Origin of the sequence: Sorangium sp. So ce302, from assembly GCF_051530145.1 — a bacterium.
In the GTDB taxonomy this organism is placed as follows: Bacteria; Myxococcota_A; Polyangia; order Polyangiales; family Polyangiaceae; genus Sorangium; species Sorangium cellulosum_B.
This window is the reverse complement of sequence record NZ_CP150326.1, coordinates 3,906,439-3,927,890: the sequence shown is the minus strand read 5'-3', so window position 1 is coordinate 3,927,890 and position 21,452 is coordinate 3,906,439. Positions and strand designations below refer to the sequence as shown.

The following is a 21,452-nucleotide window of genomic DNA, read 5'->3' as shown; positions in this document are numbered from 1 at the left end:
CGCCCCGGGGAGCGCCGATCCGATGTTAGGATGGGGCGCATGACCCTGCGGCACCGCGCTCTCGAAGCGCTCACGGCCATCGTCGAACCGACGGACGGTCCGCACCCGACCGGAGCGGTCCGCGCGTACCGGCGCTCCTTGCGCCTCCACGGGTGATGAGCGCTCCCATGGACCGAGAGTGGCCGCTCGACGCGGACGACTTCTCCGCCTACTACGCCTTCGCGCCCGCGGCGCTCGCCATCCGCGAGTGCGTGCGGCTGCGCGCCGTGCGCGAGCTCGATCTGCCGGAGCCGCTGCTCGACGTCGGCTGCGGCGACGGCCTGTTCGCGCGCCTCGCCTACCCGGACAAGCAGGCGTGGGGCATCGACATCAACCCGACCGAGGTGCAGCGCGCGCAGCGGACCGCGTCGTACCGCACGCTCATCTGCGGCAACATCGTCAACGTCCACCTGCCCGAGGGGTTCTTCGGCAGCGCCATCGCCAACTGCAGCCTCGAGCACGTGCCCGATCTCCACGGCGCCCTCGTGAACATCCGGCGCGCGCTCAGGCCCGGGGCGCGGTTCGTGCTCATCGTGCCCACGCCCGACTGGACGTACCAGCTCGCCCTGCCCGAGGCGCTCCGCTCCGTGGGCCTGGTCGGCCTCTCGCGCGCGTACGGCGACGCGCTCGATCGGGTCTTCTCGCACGTCCACCTCTACGACGAGGCGGGCTGGCGCGATCACCTCGCGCGCGCGGGCTTCGACCTCGTGGAGACGCGCCCCATCGCGGGCCGGCCGACCTCGTGGGCGTTCGACTTCATGCTGTACCCGAGCCTGCTCGGCTACGTGATGCGCAAGCTCACCGGCCGCTGGATCGCGATGCCAGCGCTCCGCCCGCTCACCGTCGACGTGGCGCGCGCCATGGTCAACGCGCTCGGGCGCCTCGCCCCGGGCGGCGACGCGGCCGCCGAGTACCTGCTCGTGGCGCAGGCAGGGCCCGATGGCTGAAACGGCGGCGCCGCCCGGCGACTACTTCTCGAACCACCGCCGCCGCGAGCGGTTCCCGTGGTCGCTCTACCACGGCGCGCTCACCCGCCCCCTCGCCCGCGCCATCGCCGCGCGCGGCCTGCGCCCGCGCGTGCTCCTCGTCGGCTGCGGCCTCGAAGGGGAGATCCCCGGCGCGCCGCCCGCGACCGAGCTCTACGGCTGCGATCTCGACGCGCGCGCCATCGCGGCGTGCCGGCGCCTCTACCCGGCGCGCGCAGCGCGCTTCGCCGTCTGTCCGGGGCCCTACGAGCTCCCGACGGGCGGCGGGTTCGACGGCCCGTTCGACGTCGTGCTCGCGAAGGAGGTCGTCGAGCACACCCTCGATCCGTCGCGCTGGGCGCGCGGGCTCTCGGCGCGCCTCGCGCCGGGCGGCGCGCTGCTGCTCACGACCCCGAACTACGGCCGCCTGTCGACGCTGCCGCTCCTCGAGGCCACGGTGCTCGAGTGGATCGCGCGCCGCGACGGCTTCTCGCGCAAGCACATCCACCCGAGCAAGTTCGACGAGCGCAGCCTCGCGGCGCTCGACGTCGGGGAGCGGATGCGGCTCGTGTCGGTGCGGCGCACGCTCACCGGCTGGTCGCTCCTCGGCACCTGGCAACGCGCCCCGGGCTGACCCGGGCGACGGCGAGCTCCGCTGATGCTCTACCTCCTGCTCGCGCTCGGCGTCCTCGTCCTCCGGCTGGCCGAGCTCCGCGCGGACGCGGCCGCCGGCCCCATCGCGCCCGCGCCCGCGCCGGCCGTACCCGTCGCGCCCGGGCCCGCGCCGCGCCTCGCCTGGCTCGCCGCGGCGGCGGCGGTGGTGGTGGCGCTCCTGCCCGCGCTGCGCGACGCGCCCGCGCTCGCCGGGCCCGGCGCCGCGCTGTCGAAGGACACGATCTCGCACCTCGCCATCGCCTACGACATCGCGACGAGCGGCCTGCCGCACGGGTGGATTGCCACGAACAACGGCGGCTTCCCGATCGCGCTGCACTACCCACCGGTCGGCTGGCTGCTCGTGGCGGCGCTGATCCGCCTCGGCGTCGCGCCGGTGGTCGCGGTGAAGGGGCTCGGCTTCGCTGCCTTCGTCGGGGCCCCGCTGGTCGTCCTCGCCGCGGCCCGCGCGGTCGGCGCGCGGCCCGCGTCGGCCGCCGCCGGCGCGGTGGCGCTCGCGTGGGTCGCGCCGTACGTGCAGTTCGCCGGCGGGTGGCCATCGTTCTTCCTCCTCGGGCTGCTCTCGCAGATCCTGGTCATCCCCCTCGTCATCGCGTGGGCCGCCGCGGTGATCCGCCCCGCCCGCTTCGAGCTCGGACCGGCGCTCGCCGCCGCCTGCGCGGCGACGCACCCGCAGGTCTTCACGGTGAGCGCCGCCGTCCTGGGCGCGGCCGCGATCGCCGCGTGGGATCGGCGGCTGTGCGCCCGCGTGCTCCGCTCGCTCGCCGGCGGCGGCCTGGTCGCGGCCGCGCTCTACGGCCCCGGCATCGCGTCGATGGCCGCGCCCTTCGGCTGGCCCGCCGGCCTCGGCTGGCGGCACATCGGCTTCGGGCCCGAGCGCGTGCTGCCGTGGATGCTCGATGGCGACCTGCTGGACCACGAGCACGCCCCGGTGATCGGCTCCGCGTGGATCGCCGCCTGCTTCCTCCATGCGACGCGCCTCCGCGCCCCGGCGTCGCGGGCCGTCCTCGCGGCGTCGGCGGTCGCGCTGCTCCTGTCGATGAGCGGCGGCTGGATCGTCGGCGCAGGCCCGCTCGGCCGCGCGCTGCTCTCGCTGTTCCAGCCGATGCGCGCCCTCGCCCTCCTGCCGCTCGTCGCGGCCGCGGCCATCCTCAGCGCGCTCGACCTCGCGGCGGCGGCGCTCGCGCGCATCGGCGCCTCGCTGGCAGCGCGGGGCGCGCGCCGCTCGCGCCCCGCGCTCGCCGGGCTCCTGCCAGCCGCGCTCGCCGCGGTCCTGCCGGCCGCGCTCGCGCTCGTCGCGGCCCTCGAGATCCCCGCCCGCGCGGCCGATCTCCACGTCCTTGCAGAGAAGCAGGCCGCGCTCGTCGCGTCGCGCGGCTGCCCGCCGCCCGCCGAGGGCTTCGACCCCGATCTCATCGCCCGCTGGCTCGCCGAGGCGCCGCACGGCCGCGCGAGCTACGCCGTCGAGGACGAGTTCGCGACCTGCTCGATGATGCACGCCGCCGATCTCCGCCGCGCGGTCCCGATGGCCGTCTCGACCGGCGCGGGCGCGCATGTGGGCGTTCACGCGGCGGCCTTCCTCGAGGTGGCGCCCGAGCGCCCCGGGAGCGCCGCGCGCGCGGAGGCGCTCGGCATCCGCACGCTCATCCACCTGACCACGCAGCGGCCGGGGCCGCCCGAGGCGTGGGCGCTCGTGGACAGGCGCGGCGAGGTCGAGCTGTCTCGGCGGGTGGGCGGCACGGACTACGTGGGGCTCGGGTGCGTGCGCGAGGTGTGGCGCGGCCAGGAGGCCGATCTGCTCGCGGCGCTCTTCGAGCACCTGAAGCAGCCGCGCACCGTGCTCGACACGCCTGGTGAGCTCGTGGCGCTGGAGGCCACACGCGGCCCGCTCGAGCGCATGGGCGTGGCCGACGACGGCTGCGACGCGGCCCGCGCCAGCGTGCGCGAGGTGCCGCGCGAGCCGGGCGCGTACGAGGCGTTCATCGACGCCGAGGCGCCGGTCGACGTCGTGTTCCGCGCGACGGCGTACAGCGGCTGGCGCGTGCGCGACGGCGGCGCCGAGCTGGCCCCGCGGCGCGTCGCCCCGGGCTTCTTCGCGGTGCGCGTCGGGCCCGGCCGGCACCACCTGGAGGCGGTGGTGACGCTGCCGCGGTTTTACCTGCAGGCGCTCGCGCTCGCGTGCGGGGCCGCGCTCGCGCTGGGGGCGCCGCACCTCCGGCGGCCGCTGTTCCGCCGGGGCCGGATGTCCGCCACCACGCGCCGGTGACTGGCGCGTACCCGAGATCACCGCGCGGAGCTACCCACCGCCGTTCCAGCGCCCGGTGACCAGGAGGTCTCCGGGCGCACGACGCCCGATCCGCCGGTCGGAGGTGTCGTATCCCTCGCCGTTCACGTATTTCACGTAGAGTACCGCGGCGCTCCGCGGTGAGCAGCGCGCGCGTCGAGCTTCGGCGGAGAGCGAGCAAACGAATGCAGATGGCCGCGGGGGGAGCGATGTATACACGGGTTGCTGTCGCGCAGCTCGCCTATTACCCGGCGATCATCGTCGATCGGCGGTCTCCGATCGAGGACCCGCTCTTCGATCCGAGGACAGCAGCCGATTCGCTGCTCCCGGCGCGCGCCGATGTGCCCGACGCGATCAAGCCGAGGCTCGAGGCCCTCCGGCGGCGCATCCGCGAGACCTACGACGCGCAGCTCTTCGCGCGGATCCGCGCGGTGCTGTCGGCTTGCCTGGAGTACGGGGCAAGGATCGTGGTGTTTCCCGAATACAGCATCCCCTGGGAGATCCTCGGCGGCGTCGCCGACGCGGCGGGCGACATGGTGGTCGTGGCGGGGACGCACTCGGTGGATCGGGCGGCGCGCCGCTCCGGCATCTACGAGCGCCTCGGCGCGGGGCTCCCCGCGCTCGGACAGTCGGTGTGCCCGGTGCTGCATCGGGGTCGGCTCCTCGGCCTGCACGCAAAGCGAGCCACGGCGGCGGTGGAGCGGAGCACGATGCGCCCGGGCGAGACCTGGGCGCCCGTGGAGATGCCGGACGGGATCCCAGGCCCCATGGGCGTGCTGGCCTGTCTCGATTTCCTCCTCCGGGACGGCGCGCACGACGTGGCGCCCATCGCCGAGCGCGTCGGCGAGTGCCGCTTCCTCGCCGTGCCCAGCGCGACGCCGCACACCACGCTGCCAGAGCTCTCCGGAGCGGTGTGGGAAGAGGCGCGCCGGTACGGGCGGCCCACGCTGTATTGCGATGGCGCCGAGGGCGGCGGCACATCGATCTATGTCGATGAGGCCCAGGCCCACGAGCTGCGGCGGTTCCCGGACCGGGCGGGGTACCTCGAGCCAGGCGACGAAGGTGTGATCGTCGCCGACGTCGACCTCCGGTACGAGCGGGCCAGCGCGCACCTCGCTCGCTCCACCCGCCCCGCCGCGCCGCCGCCGGGTCGGCGGAGTTCGGCGGCCAGGAGGAGGAGGATCCGGTCCGGGACGAGCTCCTCTCGCTCATCGGCCGCCTGCGGCGAGGCGCCCTGGAGGAGCCGGACGCGGAGCGCGCCGCGGCGCTGCGCGACCACGTGGCGCGTATCGATCCCGGTCTGGTCCACAACGCGGATCTCCAGCGCCTGCGCAGGGCGCAGTGGCACGCGCCGATCCGGATCGCGGTCCTCCATCACCCGGTGTCCCCGCTGCCGTCCACCGAGCTCGCCCGCTTCGGCGGCCTGATCAACGCCGGTGAGGTGAAGGACGCGCTGGCCCACAAGGAGTTCTGCCTGGTGCTCCACGGCCACAGCCACACAGGCTGGTTCGGCAAGGAGCAATGGCCGGAGCGGCACGAGGACTGGACGATCCGTATCGCCGCGGCGCCGTCGCTCTCGAGCCGGGAGGTGCAGGAGCACAACGGCTACAACGAGATCGAGATAGCGCGCGACGGCGTGGGCGGCGAGGTCGGCTATCAGATCCACGTGAGGCGCATGGTGAGAGAGGGCGCGACCTGGACGCGGCGAGCGTCGATGGGGCCGTTCGCGCCGGGGAAGTAGCGCCCCGGCGGGGGGAGCGCGCTCGCAGCAGGAGCGCGCGAACACGCAGACCGCAGCGTCAGCGCCGGCGTCAATGCATGTGGTTCCCCGGCTGCCGGCGTCTAGCCGCTTTGCGATTGCGGTGTTGATCAGGTCGCCCAGCGCTCAGAGAAATCTGGCGTTTCGCCGCGTTCGATGGCGAGCACCCATTTTTCAAGCACTGATGCGCCGCTCTCCCAGAACCTCTTGCAGCCGTCGATGTAGGATAGAACAGCGCCCCGATGCCCGATGGAAAACAACTGGGATGCGAGCTCAAAATCGGGCCCAAATGTGTTAAGCTGCGGCGAGCCGCGGACCTCACCAGCGGCCTGGAGGTGCTCTACTGCGCTGGTTGAATCGCTGCGTGCCATCGCGACCTTTCCTAGAACGACGTGTGCGTAATGCATGGCATTTCCGTACTCAAATGTGTCCACATGATCCGTGGCATCGGAGAGCAGTCGCTCTGCGGCTTCGGCCGCCCGTTCGTAGTTCTCGGACAGGACTGCCACCCTTGCGATGTCGATGAGAATTCCGAACGCTCCAAGCGCAGAGCGCTCAAGCGTGAGCGCCGCCTCGTATTCCGCGAGTGCCTCTCGTGCAAGTCGCACACGTTCTTCGCGCGATGTGGCACCAATGCTGGAAAGGAAGCACAGCCCTCCCAGGAGCTCTCGCCAGTCTGACGTATCCGGTTCGACTGTGGTTCCTCGCCTGTACAGTTCTTCGGCCAAATCTCGATCTTCGATCGAAAGAAATCTCCCGGCATTCCTGAGAATAGCGGGATCGTTGGGATGGTTGGACACCGCGCTCAACCAGAGGCGCTTTCCCTCATTGTACGCGTCCGGGCATTCATGCGGAGCGATGCGCGCGAACGCCGCCAGGCAGATTTCTGGGTGATGAGCGATTAGCCAGCGAACGTGATCTATCCGTCGGCGCCGGGTGTCATCATCTTGGTTCCTGAAATAGAACCCGAGCAACTTTACGCGTACTTCGACGTCGTTCGGGCTCTTCAGCAGGTGGGTCTCAAGGGCTTCTGCATCTTGCGCGGCCAGGTCGATGGCGTCGGTGCATAGGGAGAGCCAGTCGGGTGAGCGTTCCATGGCGCTGCGAGGATAGCGCACCTGGCGGACGCATGTCGGCGAGCTCGGCGCCGCTCCTGTCCACCGGACCGAGCTCGGGCACATCGCCGACGAGGTCGCGCTGCAGCACATCTCCGACGAGGTCGCGCTGCATGACCCCGGAGCAGACCGCGCGGCGCCTGGTAGAGGTGGACGCCGCCTCGAATGCCCGAGGGCCGTGGCGGTGTGACTCGGACGTTCCTGCGAGCATCCGGCGGTCCTGGTCCGCGGCGACGCTCCCTGGGCCGAGCCGGAGAGCTCGCCGCGGTGAGCTTCAATCCCGCTATTCAGGAAACCGAAACGTCTCGACGGCGTTGCCGCTCTCGCCCTCCGTCGTGCTGCCGTCGTGGTTCCAGCTGGTGCCGCCCTTGCCTGGCTGTCCGATATCGAAGGTGACGCCCTCCAGCGTGAGCTGATCCTCGTCGAGGTAGGCGACGCCGATCGAGTCGCCGCCGCGCCCGGGGCCGCCGTAGCCGCCGGGCCCTCCTTGGCCACCCCTGCCACCCAGGCAGCCCTGAAAGACGTCCGCCTCGGCGGCGCCCGGTGCGCCTCGGCCGCCTCGGCCGCCTTCCTGGGGTGGCCCGCCGTCACCGCCTTGGCCGCCGGCGGCCGTCTCGATCACGCTGTCGCGCACGGTCACCCGGGCGTGAAGCGCGAGGACGCCGATGGTTGGATTTCCGTTCGCTCCCCCGCGTCCCCCCCGGCCTCCGCAACCGCCGGCCCCGCCCGAGCCTCCTCCCGCGCCTCCCTTGGAAGCCGCGCCGCACACGGCGAGCCCGCCCCGGCGACCGCCGCCGCCACCGCCCCCCTGGCCCGGGGTGCCCCAGGTCCCCTCGCCCCCCGTGTCGCCTTCCCACCCAGTCTCGGTGAGACGCCCGATGCCCCCACCGGGTGCGCCCTGCGTCCCCGGCGCCCCTGGGCCCCCGTTGGACCCGTCGTAACAGAGGACCCCGCCCAGCTCGCCGGTACCACCAAGCCCCGCGGGCGAAGGGTCCCGCACGGAGGCGGGCTCGCCGTCGGCTCCATCCTCGGCGCTGTCGGGCAGCCCGTCGCCTCCCTTGCCGCCGATGCTCGTGTGTCCGCTCTCGCACCGGTTCACGGCCGCATCCCCGCCGGCGACGACGGCCGCCGAGCACGCGTCCCTGGCGAACGTACCATCCGGTCCGTCCGGTGGGCTGTACCGAGGCCACTCCTCGCCATCGGTGCCTTCCAGCGCACTGTCTGCGAGGATCTCACTGCGCAGGATCTCCACCGCCGTGTTGGATTGAACGAGCGCGCCGAGCGGGCCAAACGCCCAGAGGTTGAGATCGGCGAGCGTCGACACCCCGTCTGCGGCCCCCGTGTCCTCGGGGCCCGCCGGCTCGACGATCACCATGGGGTCGAAGATCGGCGCGTGAAAGAATGTCGACCGCGGGATTCGGGGGTCGCGATCCCATCGCCGGCAGTGGAAGCCTCCGAGGAGGTCCACGCCGGAGGGCAGTAGGATCTGATGCACCTCGAATCCGTCATTGCAGATGAACACCCGCCCTCGTCCAGTGCGCGCGAGCTCGACGCCGCGCTCGACGGTGAACACCGGCTTCGCCTTCGTGCCGGGGTTCCTGTCGTCGCCGCCGCCGTAGTTTCCGGCGACGAACACGCCACAGCCGTCGTCGAGGATGTCGGCGGCGATGTGCTCGACGCAGACCGACTCCGGGGGCGGCTCGTCCGCGCAGGAGGTGCCTTCACAAGGCGTCACGCCAGGGTCGTTCACGTCAGGCGCAGTTCCGCAGCCGGTCGCCCACGGGGACAGCAGAAGGACCAAGGCCGCCGCGGTGCTCTTTTTCATGTGTGTCTCCTGACGGGTGCCGCCAGCACAGGGCGATTCATCGAGGTGGTTCCGGGGCTGGCGCATCGAACCGGTACCAGAACTGCGCAATCCCGCGTTCCCCCTCGCCGAGCCCGCTTTCCAGGGATGCATTGCCGCCGATACCTCCCTCGCCGGCTTGTCCGGGCAAGACCGTCGCATGCTCCAAGATGGCCACGGAGGCGCCCAAGGAGCCGATGCCGAGCGAGTGGCCCCCGTGCCCGCCACCGGCATCGCCCCCGCGACCGCCTTTGCCTCCGGTGCCGCCGCGGCACGCGGGCCACATGTCACCTGAACCCGCCGGGGGCCTTCCACCGTAGCCGCCGAATGACCCGCCGCCGCCGGGCTGGCCCGTTCCACCGACCCCGCCATCGCCGCCCTTGGCCCCGAGGACCGTGCTGGCATCGACCGTGAGGTCGCTCCCCTGCAAGGCCACGATCCCGATGCTCGCGCCGCCGTAGCCGCCCCCCTGGCCGCCCTTGCCACCGCAGCCGCCGCTGCCGCCTGATCCACCGGCGGCACCGGCCTGGGGCCGACCAGCCGGACACGCGAACGTGCGGCTGCGCGAGTAGCTGCCCCCACCCCCGCCGCCGCCCTGGCCTACGCCGCCCTTCTCCCCGTCTTTACCGCGGACGCCGACCCATCCGTCGACGCCCAGGAGGCCAGCGCCAACCGCTCCCGCAGCGCGCTCCGCGGGGGCGCCGTCTGCGCCGCGGCCTCCATCCCCGCACGGCATGCCGGACGCGCCGGTGCCGGCCAGGCCGCGGTTGTCCGGAGTCCCGACCGGTTCCGGCTGGCCTGGCGTCCCATCGCCGCCCGTCTCGAGGCCCCCATCGCCCCCCTGGCCACCCGTCGACTCGATGCCATCGTCGCACACCGTCACGACCGGAAGCGCGCCCAGCGCCACGTTCGCCGTGCAGGCGTCCACGCCTTCATTCCCCAGCACGCCGGCATTCGCGCGGAAGCTCGGCGCGTCCTCGCCCGGCTCTCCATCCTTGCCGTCGCCTGCGAGGATCTCGCTCTTCCGCACGATCGCCCTGGCCCCATGCTCCAGGATCATCGCGATCGACGACTTGCCGTCGCGCGCGGAGGCGTCCGCCGCCACGGCGCGCACGCCGAAGATCACCGACGTCGCGTCGTCCCCCGCGATGACCGCGCCTTCCCGCCCGAGGACCCGCACCGGGATCCCCACGGGCGGCGCGATGACGGTCAGCGCACTCTGCCCGTCGAGCGGCCCTCCATAGGACCAGTCGCCGCCGGCACACACGCGGCTGCCCCAGAGGTCGACTCCCTGGGGGAGCGAGATCGCCTCCTCGAACACCCCACCGCAGGCGTACACGCGCCGGGTCGGCGCCTCACCACCCCCTCGCCCATTCGCGGCGAGCCGGATCGCACGTTGCAACGTCTTCACGGGCGCATCCTTCGTGCCAGCGCTCTCGTCGTCGCCCTGCTCGCCGACGAACACGCCGCACATGTCGAGCGCCGCCGCCTTCGCCGGATCCCCATCACAAGGAGACGGCTCCGGCGGCGGAACCTCGCACAGGTAGTCATCCGCGCAGCTGTCCGAGTAGCACCCCGTGTTGCCGGCCGCGCCGGTCATACCGAGCGCGATCGACACCAGCGAGCGGAGAACCGCTCGACCGCGACCCACGGCGCCAGCTCTGGAACGCATGACCTCGCCCCGCTTCACCACGCTCCCTCGAGAAGCACCCCTGCCCGTTCGCTCGTCGCCGTGGGTACGACGCGGACGCCAGCGGCCTTCGGCCCTGCGTCGAAGACGGCGATCTCCGTGAAGAAGGAGGCCGCCGTCGCCACGCCGAACACGGCGCTCGTCACCAGCGACACCTTGCCGAGGGTGGCGAACAGAGCCCGCTCGTTCACCTGATCGTGAATGCCGGCGCACGCCGCGGGGGCGCTCGCTTCCCGGCAGGTGTGCGACGTCCATCCCCGCGCGCGGCGCGCGGCGTCCCCCTCGCGCAGGTCGCCATGAACGACGTGAGCGCGCAGGAGAAAGACCGCACCGGCCGCTGCCGTCGCCGTCGTCACGGCGATACCGCCGATCCGCGCCGTCCCCGGCCAGGAGGCCCATGGGCTGGGGAGCCCATGGGCTGGGGAGCCCGTCCGCGCAGCCGCCGGAGCGCTCGGGGCTCGCGGCGCTTCGTTCGGTGACACCGGCGCGCCCTCCTCGGCATCACTCGCCGACGCGCTCGCCGACGTGCGCGGCAAATGCATCACGATCTCGTGCTTCGCGCCTGCCACGGCGCCGACGATATGGAGCGCGTTTTCACAGCCGGGCGCTCGGGCCCACACCATGTGTTCGCCCGGCTCCAAGAAGAGCACGTAAGTCCGCGCGGACCGGCCGATCGGCTTGCCGTCGACGAGCACCTCGGCGTCCGGCGGATCCACGTTCAGACGCAGCACTGTCACGTTCCACTCCGCCTTGCGTCGCCCGACCTCGAACCTTCGCTGCAGCGGCAAAGGGAGCGCCTCGAGCTGCGAAAGGCTCCAGGCCAGGTGCTCGGCCGCGTCACGGTGCCGGTTCAGCGCGAGCTCGCACAGCCCGAGCTCCCCGGCGATCTCCGCGCGCTCTAGCCCCGTGCTGGATGCCGGGTCTGCCGCCTCGAAGGCCGCCTTGTAGGCGGCATAGGCCTCTGTCCACCGCCCGGCATCGCGCGCTCGCTGACCACGACGAACAAGGTCCTTCACCGTCGATCCGTTGCTCGGTCTCGCCTTCGACTGGATACCGTCTGCGCGGGCCGAGTTCGTGAAGCCTGTCGCAGCCCCGAGCGTGAGAAGAACCGAGCAAAGATGCGCCACGAAACGCATGCGGTCACCGTACTCACGCTCACTGCGCCGCGTCAATCAGCAAGAATCCTCATGTCCTTGCCCTCTTCACGAGAAAATATCACCCGAAACCGCAATGCCATCGTGGGTAGCCGCGGCTCAAAGGGGTCTCGCCCATTTTGGTGTCCTACATTACCATGACCCGATGCCTGCGCGTGATCGACCCCCCGGTGCGCACTCTTGCTCGGCTCCGCTGTCCCCTCGTGACGTGGTCTTCCTGCTCTCCTCTGACCGAAGCCTCGGTGTCACCCATGGCCTCATCGATCGACCGCCCCTCGGCTGCTCGGGCTGCCGGTGGCGCCCTGGCTGCATTCAGCGCGGAGATCGCGACGGCGATGGAGAGAATCTCCATCGAGGAGATCACGCAGGTCCAGGACGACGTCGCGCATGCTAGATCTGCTCCGCGGCGCAGAACATGCTCGACATCCCTCTACTCGGCACCGTGGACATGGAACGGACGCTCAGGAATGCGCGCTCGATCGCGGTGCTGGGGATCAAGCCGGAGAGCCGCCGGGACCTCGATGCGCACCAGATCCCGCTCTACCTCCAGAAGGTCGGCTACCACATCCTCCCCGTCCCGACCCGCTATCCCGAGGCGACCCAGATCCTCGGCGTGCCCGTCCACCGCCGCCTGATCGAGCTCCCCGCGCCCATCGACGTGCTGAACGTCTTCTGCAAGCCCGAGGAATTCGTGCCCCACGTCGAGGATGCGCTCGTGTTGCGTCCGCCTTTGGTGTGGTTCCAATCCGGGCTGCTCGAGCTCTCGGCGGCGCGCAGGCTGCTCGACGCCGGGATTCCGGTCGCGGAGGATTGTATCGGCTGCCGGCGCGCCTCGATGTGGCCTTCCATCGAGCCATTCGAAGCACAACGCTCGGCGGCGGGATCGCGGACGCCATGAAAACAGGCCCGCGCTCGACGCCTCCCGGCCTCGTGTGGATCCCTGGCGGCGCCTTCACGATGGGCCAAGAGCCGATCTTCGAATCCGAGGCGCCAAACCCACCGCATCGCGTCGAGCTGTCGCCCTTCTGGATCGGCGCGCACCCGGTCACCCGCGCCGAATACAACGTCTTCATCGAGGCGACGGGCGCCACAGCGCCGCCCTCCGCGGGCCGGCCCGAGCTCGACGCGCCCGACCGGCCCGTGGTGAACGTGAGTTACGCGGAAGCCCTGCGGTATTGCGCCTGGGCCGGTGGGACGTTGCCCACGGAGGCGCAATGGGAGCTCGCCGCGCGCGGATTCGATGGTCGGCGGTACCCCTGGGGAGACGATCCCCCGGACGAACGGCGCGCCTGCTTCGCCGAGGACTGGAATCGCGGCGGGCCGAGCCCGATAGGCGCGCACCCGGCCGGCGCGAGCCCTCTTGGTTGCCACGACATGGCCGGCAATGTCTGGAGCTGGTGCCTGGACGCGTTTCGCGCGGACGCGCACCTCGAACGAATGCGCCTCGGCCGCGATCCGTGCGTGGGCGGCGCGACGCGGGTGCGCCCGCTGCGAGGCGGGTGCTGGCGCAGCATCGAGAGCAGGCTCCAGTCGGCGTACCGCAACTGGAGCCACGAGGTCGCGCGACATACAACGATCGGCTTTCGCCTCTGTGTCTCGACTGTTTGACGCGAAGGCTGTCAGGACGAAGGCAGATCGCGTGAAGTCGGCGGGGGCGGGGATGCCGAGGGGTGCGGGACGCCGAGCAGGGCCGCGGCGGCGGGCGCGATCCTCCGCGGGTCCACGGCACGCTCGTGCCGTCCGCGCGGCGACGCCCTCATCCTGCCATGGGCCCCGGCTGGCGCCTGGCATGCCCTGGGTCAGGCCGTATCCTTCATCCTCGCCTCTCCCGGCCGCGGCCATACGATGCATGGCCCCGACGCTCTGGTTGCGGCCCGGCTGGTCGAGGTTGTTGCGGGCTGGGTGACGGTCGCCATCACCGGCATCCTCCCGGCACACCTCGTGAGCGGCGCCAGCAAGACGGACGCGTCCGACGCAGGCGAAAGCCCGACGCGCCTCGCGCACGCCTGTCCGCCGATCGCGATGGCTGACCAGCAGGCGCCCTGACCGCGCCTCGCGTGCCGTGATGGGCACGGCGCAGACATCAAACGGAAACATACGGTCTACAACCCATCTGGCGTCCGACATCAAACGGAAACACACGGTCTGCAACCCATCTGGCGTCCGACATCGACCGGAAACATACGATCTACAACCTATTTTGGGCTCGACATCGACCGGAAACATACGATTTACGATTCATTTACGGTCCTTGTTTTATGAATCCGTCCTGAGGCCTCGATCGCCGCACCGCGAGGTCCTTCAGAACTTGCAACTTACGAGGACCCATGACCCAGGCTACCAAGGCGACCAAGATCGAGCTATTTTCGCTGTCGACTCCAGCGATGCGCGCATTCCACCTGACCTGGCTGGCGTTCTTCGCCTGCTTCTTCGCGTGGTTCGCGGTGGCACCGCTGATGCCGGTCATCAAGGGCGAATTCGGGCTGACCAAGGAGCAGATCGCCAACATCAACATCGCCGCCGTGGGAATCACGGTGGCGGGGCGTCTGGTGATCGGGCCGCTCTGCGACAAGTACGGCCCGCGGGCGACCTACACGTGCTTGCTCGCGCTCGGCGCCATCCCCGTGCTCGGGATCGCGCTCGCGCAGAGCTATGAGGTCTTCCTGTTCTTCAGGCTGCTGATCGGCATGATCGGCGCGAGCTTCGTCATCACGCAGTATCACACGTCCGTCATGTTCGCTCCCAACGTGGTCGGCACCGCGAACGCCACCAGCGCGGGCTGGGGCAACGCCGGAGGGGGGGTCACGCAGTCGACCATGCCCTGGGTGCTCGCGGCGGTGCTGAGCCTGGGTGTCAGCTCATCGCTCGGCTGGCGCCTCGCGATGGTTGTGCCGGGCGCGCTCATGCTCGTCGTCGCGGTCCTCTACTGGAAGTACACCCAGGACTGCCCGCAAGGGAACTACAAGGACCTTCGCGCGGCGGGCGTCGAGATCGAGGGCGGGAAGAAGGGCGGATGGGCGATCTTCAAGGCGGCGATGGGCAACTACCGGTCCTGGATGTTGTTCATCACGTACGGGGCCTGCTTCGGGATCGAGCTCTTCGTGCACAACGTGGCCGCCAGCTACTTCGTGGACCGCTTCAAGCTGGATCTCCAGACCGCAGGCATGGCCGCGGGTAGCTTCGGGCTCCTGGCGCTGTTCGCCCGCGCCGTGGGCGGCATACTCTCCGATCGGCTGGCACACCGGAAGGGCCTGGACGCCCGCACGACCCTCCTGTTCGCGCTGATGGTCGGCGAGGGGCTCGGCCTGCTCTGGTTCTCCCGCATGCAGACGGCGGGGATGGCGGTGCTCGCGATGATCGTCTTCGGGCTCTTCACGCACATGGCTTGCGGCGCCACCTACGCGCTCGTGCCCTTCATCGATCGCAAGGCGCTCGGCGGCGTCGCAGGTATCGTGGGCGCGGGCGGCAACGTCGGCGCGGTCGCGGCGGGTTTCCTGCTCAAGGCGGTCGGCGACACCCAGGATTGCTTTGCGGTGCTGGGCTTCGCCGCGCTCGTCTCGTCGGTGTGCGCGATCCTGGTGCGCTTCACGGCCGCCCACAAGGCCAGCGAACAGGCCCTCTACGACAAGGCCCTCGCCGAGCGCCTCGCCCAGAGCGGCGCCCCGGCCCCGGTCGGCCTCGCGCGCGCGAGCTGAGCACTCTCGAGGTGACCGCCGCGAACCATCGAGGGGCTCGCGGCGTCGCCCGTCGGGGGGAGCGCAGGGCGCCTCGTAATCGGCCTCCGCAACCCCCAGTCGAGCGAACAGACGATCCTCGTCACGCGGCTCAACCCCGACGCGGCCCCGGAGAAACTACCACTGATCCATCTGAAAGTGATCGCGCACGATCCACTGAGGCGTTCCGCAGTCGTGAACACTGCCCAGCGTGAACCGCTGACCAAAGCCGCGCAGCGCCGCCATCTGCTCGGGTGTCGCGGAGGTGATGTTCGCCAGCAGCCGCAAGCTCGGCAGCCCATCGCCGCGCAGAAGCGACAGCGCCGCGTCCGCGCCGAGCGGCGTGAAGAATGACATGAGCAGCTCGAGCGACCGATCTCGAGCGTGACTCAACGCGTACGCGGCCGCGTCATCGAAGTCACTCTCCTCCACGTTCAGCCGCTGCAGCGAGGCCCAGCTCGCGCTCTCCGCCAGGTCACGCCAGAACGCCGGGCCCGCCGGAGTTCCCCACAAGCTCAGCGAGCGCAGCCGTGCCGCCAGCGGCAGACCCGACAGACGCGGCATCATGCTGGCATCCACCTCGCCGCAGCCGAGCGCCAACCGCTCCAACCGGGGCCAGCATGCGCCCTCGAACAGCGTGCGCAGCGATCCACTCAACAGCCGCTCGTTGAAGCCGAGCGACAGGTGCCGCAATTGCGGCCAGGCAGCCGCGCCGTGCAAACCCTCCAGCCCGGCGTCCCCGATCCGCAGATTCCACAGCCCCAGTTGCTCGAGCTCCTCCTTCGGCAGCACGCGAGCAAACTCCGCCATCACGGCGTCCCCCTCGAAGCTCGCGCCGCTCGCTTCCAGCACGAGCTGCCGCAGCATCGTCGCCGCGGGGGCTCGCGCCAGCGTCAACGCATCCCCTGCGTCGAGCAAGGCATCGGACAGCAGCAGCCGTCGCGGCTTCAACGACTCGAGCGCAGCCAGGCACTCCTCGAGCTCGGCGCGCGGCAATTGCTCGAGCTCCAGCGAACTCGCGTCCAGCAACCGTACTCGGGTCAGACGCCACAGGCACGCCGCATGATCTTTCCTCACCCGACGCACCCTGAACAACCCCCACTCGAACTCGCCGTCGACCCCATCTTTGTCGCTCAGTCCCCACGCCCCGCGCAGCTCGTCCCGCGCCCTCCGCCGCGCTTGCCACGCTCCCGCCTCGTCGGCTCTTACCCGCCGCTCCCATTCGATCAACTCAGCCAGCGGATCACCCGCCGCGCTCAACGTCTCAGCGTACGCGAGCCAGGCCTGCGCGTCGGTCGGATCACGCCGCAGCGCGGCCTCGAGCTCCCTGTCGTTCATCGTTCGCCCTCAGCGTCGCTTTGCCTGCCATGGTGGGGTTGCCCCTTGCACCATCGCGTCATGGTACACCGGTCGTGCTCGCCTGCGGTTGCGCGCGCCGGGGCCTCCGGGACGCCGCCGGGCGCGGCGCCGCGGGCGAGCGAGGCAGGCGGAGCGCGGGCCGCAGGTCAGCGCGAGAGCGGGCTCGCCGTGCTCCGCAGCTCGCGGCGCCCCGCCGACAGGGCCTCCATCAGCGCGGTGTCCTCGGCTGGCTTGACGAGGTGCCTGTCGAAGCCCGCCTCTCGCGATCTCCTCCGGTCCTCGTCCTGACCGTAGCCGCTCAGGGCGACGAGGCGCGTCGACGCGAGCGACGGCTCGGCGCGGATGGCGCGGGCCACGTCGTACCCATCCATCCCGCCCGGCAACCCGAGGTCGCACAGGACCACATCCGGAGGGCGCGTCCGGGCCGCCGTCAGGCCGGTCGGGCCGTCGAACGCCGTCTCCACGTCGTAGCCGCTCAGGGTCAAGAGCATCTGGAGGCTCTCGGCCGCGTCGTGGTTGTCCTCGATCACGAGGACGCGAACCCCCTGGCGAGTGGCCTCCTCCCTGTCGGAGGCGGGCGACACGTCCCGGGCGACCGGCGCCGCGAGCGGCAGCCGCAGCGTGAACACCGAGCCGCGGCCGGGCCCCTCGCTGTGAGCCGCCACCGTCCCGCCGTGGAGCTCGACGAGCCCCTTCACCAGCGCAAGGCCGAGCCCGAGCCCCCCCTTGCTCCGGGCCAGCCCCTGCTCCGCCTGGCTGAACGGATCGAAGATGCGCGATAGCAGCGCCGGCTCCATCCCGACGCCGTTGTCCTCGACCGTGATGACGGCCTGTCCAGACACGCCCCCGTCGCGCCCGGGCGCCCGAGGACGAGGGCCCGCCTCGACGCGCACGCCCACGCGCCCGCCCTCGCGCGCGCCCGCGTCGGTGAACTTGCCGGCGTTCTGCAGCAGATTGCCCAGCATCTGCGCCAGCCGGGTGTCGTCGCCCTCGACCCAGAGCGGCTCGTCCGGCGCGCTCACACGGAGCGCCACGCCGTCGGCCTCGAGGTTCGCCCGGTAATCCTCGGCGGTCTGGCGGACGATGCTGACGAGATCGCAGCGCGCCTTGCGGAGCTGGATCCGGCCGCGGGCGATGCGAGAGATGTCGAGCAGGTCGTCGATCAACCGGACCATGTGCGTGACCTGGCGATCGATCACGTCCCGGGCTCGCCGCTGCACGGGATCCGCGGCTCCGACCCTCCGGAGCATCGCGACGGCCGTGCGGACGGGCGCGAGGGGGTTGCGCAGCTCGTGGGCGAGCATGGCCAGGAACTCGTCTTTCCGTCGGTCCGCGTCCCGCAGCGCCTGCTCTGCCAGCTTGAGATCGTGGATGTTGATCGCGATCCCGAACCAGCGGACGATCCGGCCCGAGGCGCCGCGGATGGGCCGCCCGCGCACCTTGAACCACTGGTATCCGCCGTCGCGCCACCGGATACGGTACTCCAGGTCATACGGGGCGAGCCCCCCGACCGCGGCGCGCCAGGCGGCGAAGACCCGCTCCCGATCGTCCGGGTGGAGGACCTCGAGCCACCGGTCGCCGAACTGCCGCTCGGCGGGCACGCCGGTGAACTCGACCCATTGCTCGCTGAGGAACTCGCAGTAGCCGTCGGGCCGGGTCGCCCACACCATGCCCGGGATCGATTCGAGGGTCTGACGGTGAAAGAGCTCGCTCTCGCGCAGCGCCGCCTCGGCCCGGTGGCGCTCGGTCAGATCCAGCATCGAGCCGATCATGCGGGTGGGCACGCCGCTCGCGCTCCGGCCGATGTAGCCGCGGTCGAGGAAGGGCGCGTACGAGCCGTCGCCCTTGCGAAAGCGGTACTCGTCGGTCCAGCTCTCCCCGTTGCCGTCGATCGCCGCGCGGACCCCCTCGGCCACCCGCGCCTTGTCCTCGGGGTGGATGCGGTCGTACCAGCCCTCGGGGCCGTCGCCGAGCTCCTCCGGCGTGCAGCCGAAGTGCTGGACGACCGCTCCGTTCCAGTGGACCCGGTTCGTCTCCAGATCCCAGTCCCAGATCACGTCGTTCGTGGCGCGGTTGACGAGGCGATACTGCTCCTCGCTCCGCCGGACGGCCGCCTCGGCCTCCAGCCGGGCGGCTTCTGCGCTGGCAGCGCGGTCGCGGGCCTCGCGCTCCCGCAACGCCACCTCGGCCTGCCCGCGCGCGGTGGCGCCCTCGGCGCGCTGGCGGCCAGTCCCGTCCACCCGTGTGCTCCGCATCGTCGTCGTCGCCCGGAGGTTTGCGTAGTGGCGCGCTCGGCGTTTCGCCACCCGCCGGCGCGCTCGTCGCGCCGAGAAACGATGCCGGAGACCGTGGCGATGCGGGCCCCGCGCGGGCCCCGCCAGCCGGCGCGAGCTCGCCTGCGCGGTTGCCGCCGCGACCTCTGGTAACAATGCATAGAGCGTGGCCGCGCTGGGAAAATCCGCGGAAGAAGGCGCCGCCGACGCGCTCAAGCGACAGCTGGCCGAGCTCGGCGGCGCCGAGGCGTTGCTGCAGGCGATCCTGGACAGCGCATCCGATTGCATCCTGGTGCTCTCCCCGGAGGGCACGATCCTGCTCTCCGGCCGCGCGCTGCCGAGGGCGAGCTCGACGAGCCTCCTGCGGACGAGCGTCTACGAGCACATCGCGCCGGAGACGCGAGAGGCGGCCCGCTCCTGCGTCGAGCGCGTGGTGCGGTCGGGGGCGTCCGACAGCTGCGAGTGCACGATCCGCGGCGAGCACGGCCAGGTAGCGCTCTACGAGGTGAGGGTCAGCCCCATCCTGCGCGGCGGCCGCGTCGCCACCCTGCTCATGATCTGCGCCGACGTCACGGAGCGGAGGGCGACGGAAGCGGCGCTCCGGAGGAGCGAGGAGCGCTATCGTTCGGTGATCGCCGCCCTCGACGAGGGGATCGTCCTCCAGGACGCGAGCGGCTCGATCGAGGCGTGCAACGCGAGCGCCGAGCGCATCCTCGGGCTCACGTCCGCGGAGATGGCGGGACGGGAGAGCCGCGATCCCCGCTGGAGGGCCGTCCACGAGGACGGCGCTCCGTTCAACGGCGACCTGCACCCGGCCATCGTGACGCTCCGCACGGGGGCGCCGCAGAAGAACGTGATCATGGGGGTCCACCGGCCGGAGGGCGAGATGGCGTGGATCTCCATCAACTCGCAGCCGTTGCTCCGCCCGAGCGAGTCCATCCCGTACGCGGTGGTCACGTCGTTCCACGACATCACGGAGCGCAAGCGCTCCGAGGAGGAGCTGAGGAGGAGCGAGGAGCGCTTTCGCGCCACATTCAACCAGGCCGCGGTCGGCATCGGCCAGGCGTCGGTCGAGGGCCGGTGGCTCCGGCTGAACGAAAAATTCTGCGATCTCGTGGGCTACTCCCATGCAGAGATGACCGATCTCACGTTCCAGCAGATCACCTATCCGCCGGATCTGCCCACCGATATCGAGAACGTGCGCCGCATCTTGTCGGGGGAGGTCCAGACGGTCTCGCGGGAGAAGCGTTATGTCCGGAAGGGCGGCGAGCCGGTCTGGGCGAAGGTCACGGTCTCCCTGGTCCGCCACGCCTCCGGGGCGCCCGCCTACTTCATCGTCATCGCGGAGGACATCACGGACCGGAAGCACGTCGAGGAGACGCGCCAGGAGTTCTTGACCATCGCGTCGCACGAGCTGAAGACGCCCCTCACCCCGGTGATGCTCCGGGTGCAGGCGCTCCTTCGCATGTACCGGAGGGCCGGCGGGCCGCCGCCGGCCGCCGAGGAGGTGATCCCGAAGCTCGAGGCCGTGGAGGCGCTGCTCGGCAGGCTGCACCGGCTCGTCGAGGAGCTCCTCGACATCTCGCAGATCACGGCGGCGCCGATGACGGTGGCGCCAGAGGAGGTCGACCTCAGCGCGCTCCTCCGGGACCTCCTGGACGGACACGCGGCGCAGCTCCGGCGCGCGGCGTGCCCGGTCACCGTCGACGCGCCGAGCGCCCTCCGCGGCCACTGGGACCCGGTGCGGCTCGAGCAGATCATCACCAACCTGCTCTCCAACGCGTCCAAGTACGGCGGCGGCAAGCCCGTCGACGTGGCGCTCGAGGCGTCCGGCGACATGGCGCGCCTCACCGTCCGCGACCGCGGGATCGGCATCGCGGCGGCCGATCACGAGCGGATCTTCCGCTGCTTTCAGCGGGCGACGACGTCCCGCCATTACAGCGGGTTCGGGCTCGGGCTGTGGATCGTGCGCGAGGCGGCGGAGGCGATGGGCGGGGCGGTCCGCGTGGAGAGCCGCCTGGGCGAGGGCGCGAGGTTCACGGTCGAGCTGCCGCGCGCGCGGCGGCACGCGAGCGACTGATCAGCTCGCGTCCGGGGGCATGATCCCGCGCACGAGCCTCTGCGCGCTCGCCATGCTGGAGACCAGGCTGTGATGCTGGACGGCCTTCTCGACGGCCGCGATGAGCCCCGACACGTCGCCATTCTTGTCGAAATAGCCGAACGCCTTGTGGGTCGAGAGCAGGTCTTGCTTCTCCAGGATGTCCTGGAACGCGGTGTAGAAGATGATCGGCACCTTCGGGAACAGCGCCTTGATCTTCAGGTAGGCAGTGAGCCCGTCGATGCCCGGCATGCGGATATCCAGGATGACCAGGCTGACCATCTCCGTCATGGCGGCGATGCCCTCCTGCGCGCTCGCGTACAGGCGCACGTCGTAATCACGCCGCAGCGTGAACTCGAGCGCAGACCGCATCCGCGGGTCGTCGTCGATCACGACCACGATCGCCCGCTCTTTGTCGGGCTCCTCCGGCGCCTCGCCCGAAGCTTCGCGGAAGCGCCTGGTGAATTTCGCCGATGTCATCTTGGCGC

17 protein-coding genes are annotated in these 21,452 nt (G+C 71.2%); 10 read left to right on the top strand and 7 right to left on the bottom strand.

Annotation, left to right across the window (positions count from 1 at the left end):
* Nucleotides 1-167: 167 nt before the first annotated feature.
* The 5 genes from WME73_RS15000 to WME73_RS14980 all read left to right on the top strand — a co-directional run bounded on the left by WME73_RS15000 (nt 168) and on the right by WME73_RS14980 (nt 5,701).
* Nucleotides 168-986: a class I SAM-dependent methyltransferase gene (locus WME73_RS15000; RefSeq protein ID WP_437746134.1), complete on the top strand. Its 819-nt coding sequence runs from the start codon at nt 168-170 to the stop codon at nt 984-986.
* On the top strand, nt 979-1,638 hold the full coding sequence (locus tag WME73_RS14995) for a class I SAM-dependent methyltransferase (RefSeq protein ID WP_437916118.1): 660 nt from the start codon (nt 979-981) through the stop codon (nt 1,636-1,638). Before WME73_RS15000 ends, WME73_RS14995 begins: the two co-directional genes overlap by 8 nt.
* 24 nt (nt 1,639-1,662) lie before the next feature.
* Nucleotides 1,663-3,942, top strand: a complete 2,280-nt coding sequence (locus WME73_RS14990; RefSeq protein WP_437916117.1) for a hypothetical protein — start codon at nt 1,663-1,665, stop codon at nt 3,940-3,942.
* Nucleotides 3,943-4,145: 203 nt separating this feature from the next.
* A complete protein-coding gene (locus tag WME73_RS14985; protein WP_437916115.1) occupies nt 4,146-5,387 on the top strand; it encodes a hypothetical protein in 1,242 nt (413 codons plus the stop codon).
* Nucleotides 5,342-5,701, top strand: a complete 360-nt coding sequence (locus WME73_RS14980; RefSeq protein ID WP_437916114.1) for a hypothetical protein — start codon at nt 5,342-5,344, stop codon at nt 5,699-5,701. The genes WME73_RS14985 and WME73_RS14980 overlap by 46 nt, the downstream gene beginning before the upstream one ends.
* A 128-nt stretch (nt 5,702-5,829) precedes the next feature.
* Here the strand turns inward: WME73_RS14980 and WME73_RS14975 are convergent, their stop codons facing one another.
* The 4 genes from WME73_RS14975 to WME73_RS14960 all read right to left on the bottom strand — a co-directional run bounded on the left by WME73_RS14975 (nt 5,830) and on the right by WME73_RS14960 (nt 11,503).
* A complete protein-coding gene (locus tag WME73_RS14975; RefSeq protein ID WP_437916113.1) occupies nt 5,830-6,816 on the bottom strand; it encodes a tetratricopeptide repeat protein in 987 nt (328 codons plus the stop codon).
* A gap of 301 nt (nt 6,817-7,117) precedes the next feature.
* Entirely contained in the window at nt 7,118-8,659 is a 1,542-nt protein-coding gene (locus tag WME73_RS14970; RefSeq protein WP_437916112.1) for a hypothetical protein, read from the bottom strand.
* A 37-nt stretch (nt 8,660-8,696) separates the two neighbouring features.
* Complete coding sequence (locus tag WME73_RS14965) at nt 8,697-10,349, bottom strand: hypothetical protein (protein WP_437916111.1); 1,653 nt, start codon at nt 10,347-10,349, stop codon at nt 8,697-8,699.
* Between the two features lie 14 nt (nt 10,350-10,363).
* Nucleotides 10,364-11,503, bottom strand: coding sequence for a hypothetical protein (locus WME73_RS14960; protein ID WP_437916110.1), 1,140 nt, complete (start codon nt 11,501-11,503; stop codon nt 10,364-10,366).
* A 433-nt stretch (nt 11,504-11,936) separates the two neighbouring features.
* On the opposite strand from WME73_RS14960, the gene WME73_RS14955 reads away from it, so the two are divergent.
* The 4 genes from WME73_RS14955 (at nt 11,937) to WME73_RS14940 (ending at nt 15,216) form a co-directional block, all read left to right on the top strand.
* Entirely contained in the window at nt 11,937-12,419 is a 483-nt protein-coding gene (locus tag WME73_RS14955) for a CoA-binding protein (protein ID WP_437916109.1), read from the top strand.
* A complete protein-coding gene (locus WME73_RS14950; protein WP_437916107.1) occupies nt 12,416-13,129 on the top strand; it encodes a formylglycine-generating enzyme family protein in 714 nt (237 codons plus the stop codon). The genes WME73_RS14955 and WME73_RS14950 overlap by 4 nt, the downstream gene beginning before the upstream one ends.
* A gap of 237 nt (nt 13,130-13,366) precedes the next feature.
* Nucleotides 13,367-13,567: a hypothetical protein gene (locus WME73_RS14945; RefSeq protein WP_437916106.1), complete on the top strand. Its 201-nt coding sequence runs from the start codon at nt 13,367-13,369 to the stop codon at nt 13,565-13,567.
* 281 nt (nt 13,568-13,848) lie between these two features.
* Nucleotides 13,849-15,216, top strand: coding sequence for an MFS transporter (locus tag WME73_RS14940; protein ID WP_437916105.1), 1,368 nt, complete (start codon nt 13,849-13,851; stop codon nt 15,214-15,216).
* Between the two features lie 156 nt (nt 15,217-15,372).
* On the opposite strand, the gene WME73_RS14935 is transcribed toward WME73_RS14940, so the two are convergent.
* Together WME73_RS14935 and WME73_RS14930 are read right to left on the bottom strand one after the other, a co-directional pair.
* The gene (locus tag WME73_RS14935) at nt 15,373-16,572 is read right to left on the bottom strand and encodes a hypothetical protein (protein WP_437916104.1); all 1,200 of its coding nucleotides are present in this window, start codon (nt 16,570-16,572) and stop codon (nt 15,373-15,375) included.
* Between the two features lie 167 nt (nt 16,573-16,739).
* Nucleotides 16,740-18,899, bottom strand: a complete 2,160-nt coding sequence (locus tag WME73_RS14930) for a hybrid sensor histidine kinase/response regulator (protein WP_437916103.1) — start codon at nt 18,897-18,899, stop codon at nt 16,740-16,742.
* Between the two features lie 133 nt (nt 18,900-19,032).
* On the opposite strand from WME73_RS14930, the gene WME73_RS14925 reads away from it, so the two are divergent.
* On the top strand, nt 19,033-20,946 hold the full coding sequence (locus WME73_RS14925) for a PAS domain S-box protein (protein WP_437916101.1): 1,914 nt from the start codon (nt 19,033-19,035) through the stop codon (nt 20,944-20,946).
* Here the strand turns inward: WME73_RS14925 and WME73_RS14920 are convergent, their stop codons facing one another.
* Nucleotides 20,947-21,444: a response regulator gene (locus WME73_RS14920; protein WP_437746118.1), complete on the bottom strand. Its 498-nt coding sequence runs from the start codon at nt 21,442-21,444 to the stop codon at nt 20,947-20,949.
* Between the last annotated feature and the right edge of the window lie 8 nt (nt 21,445-21,452).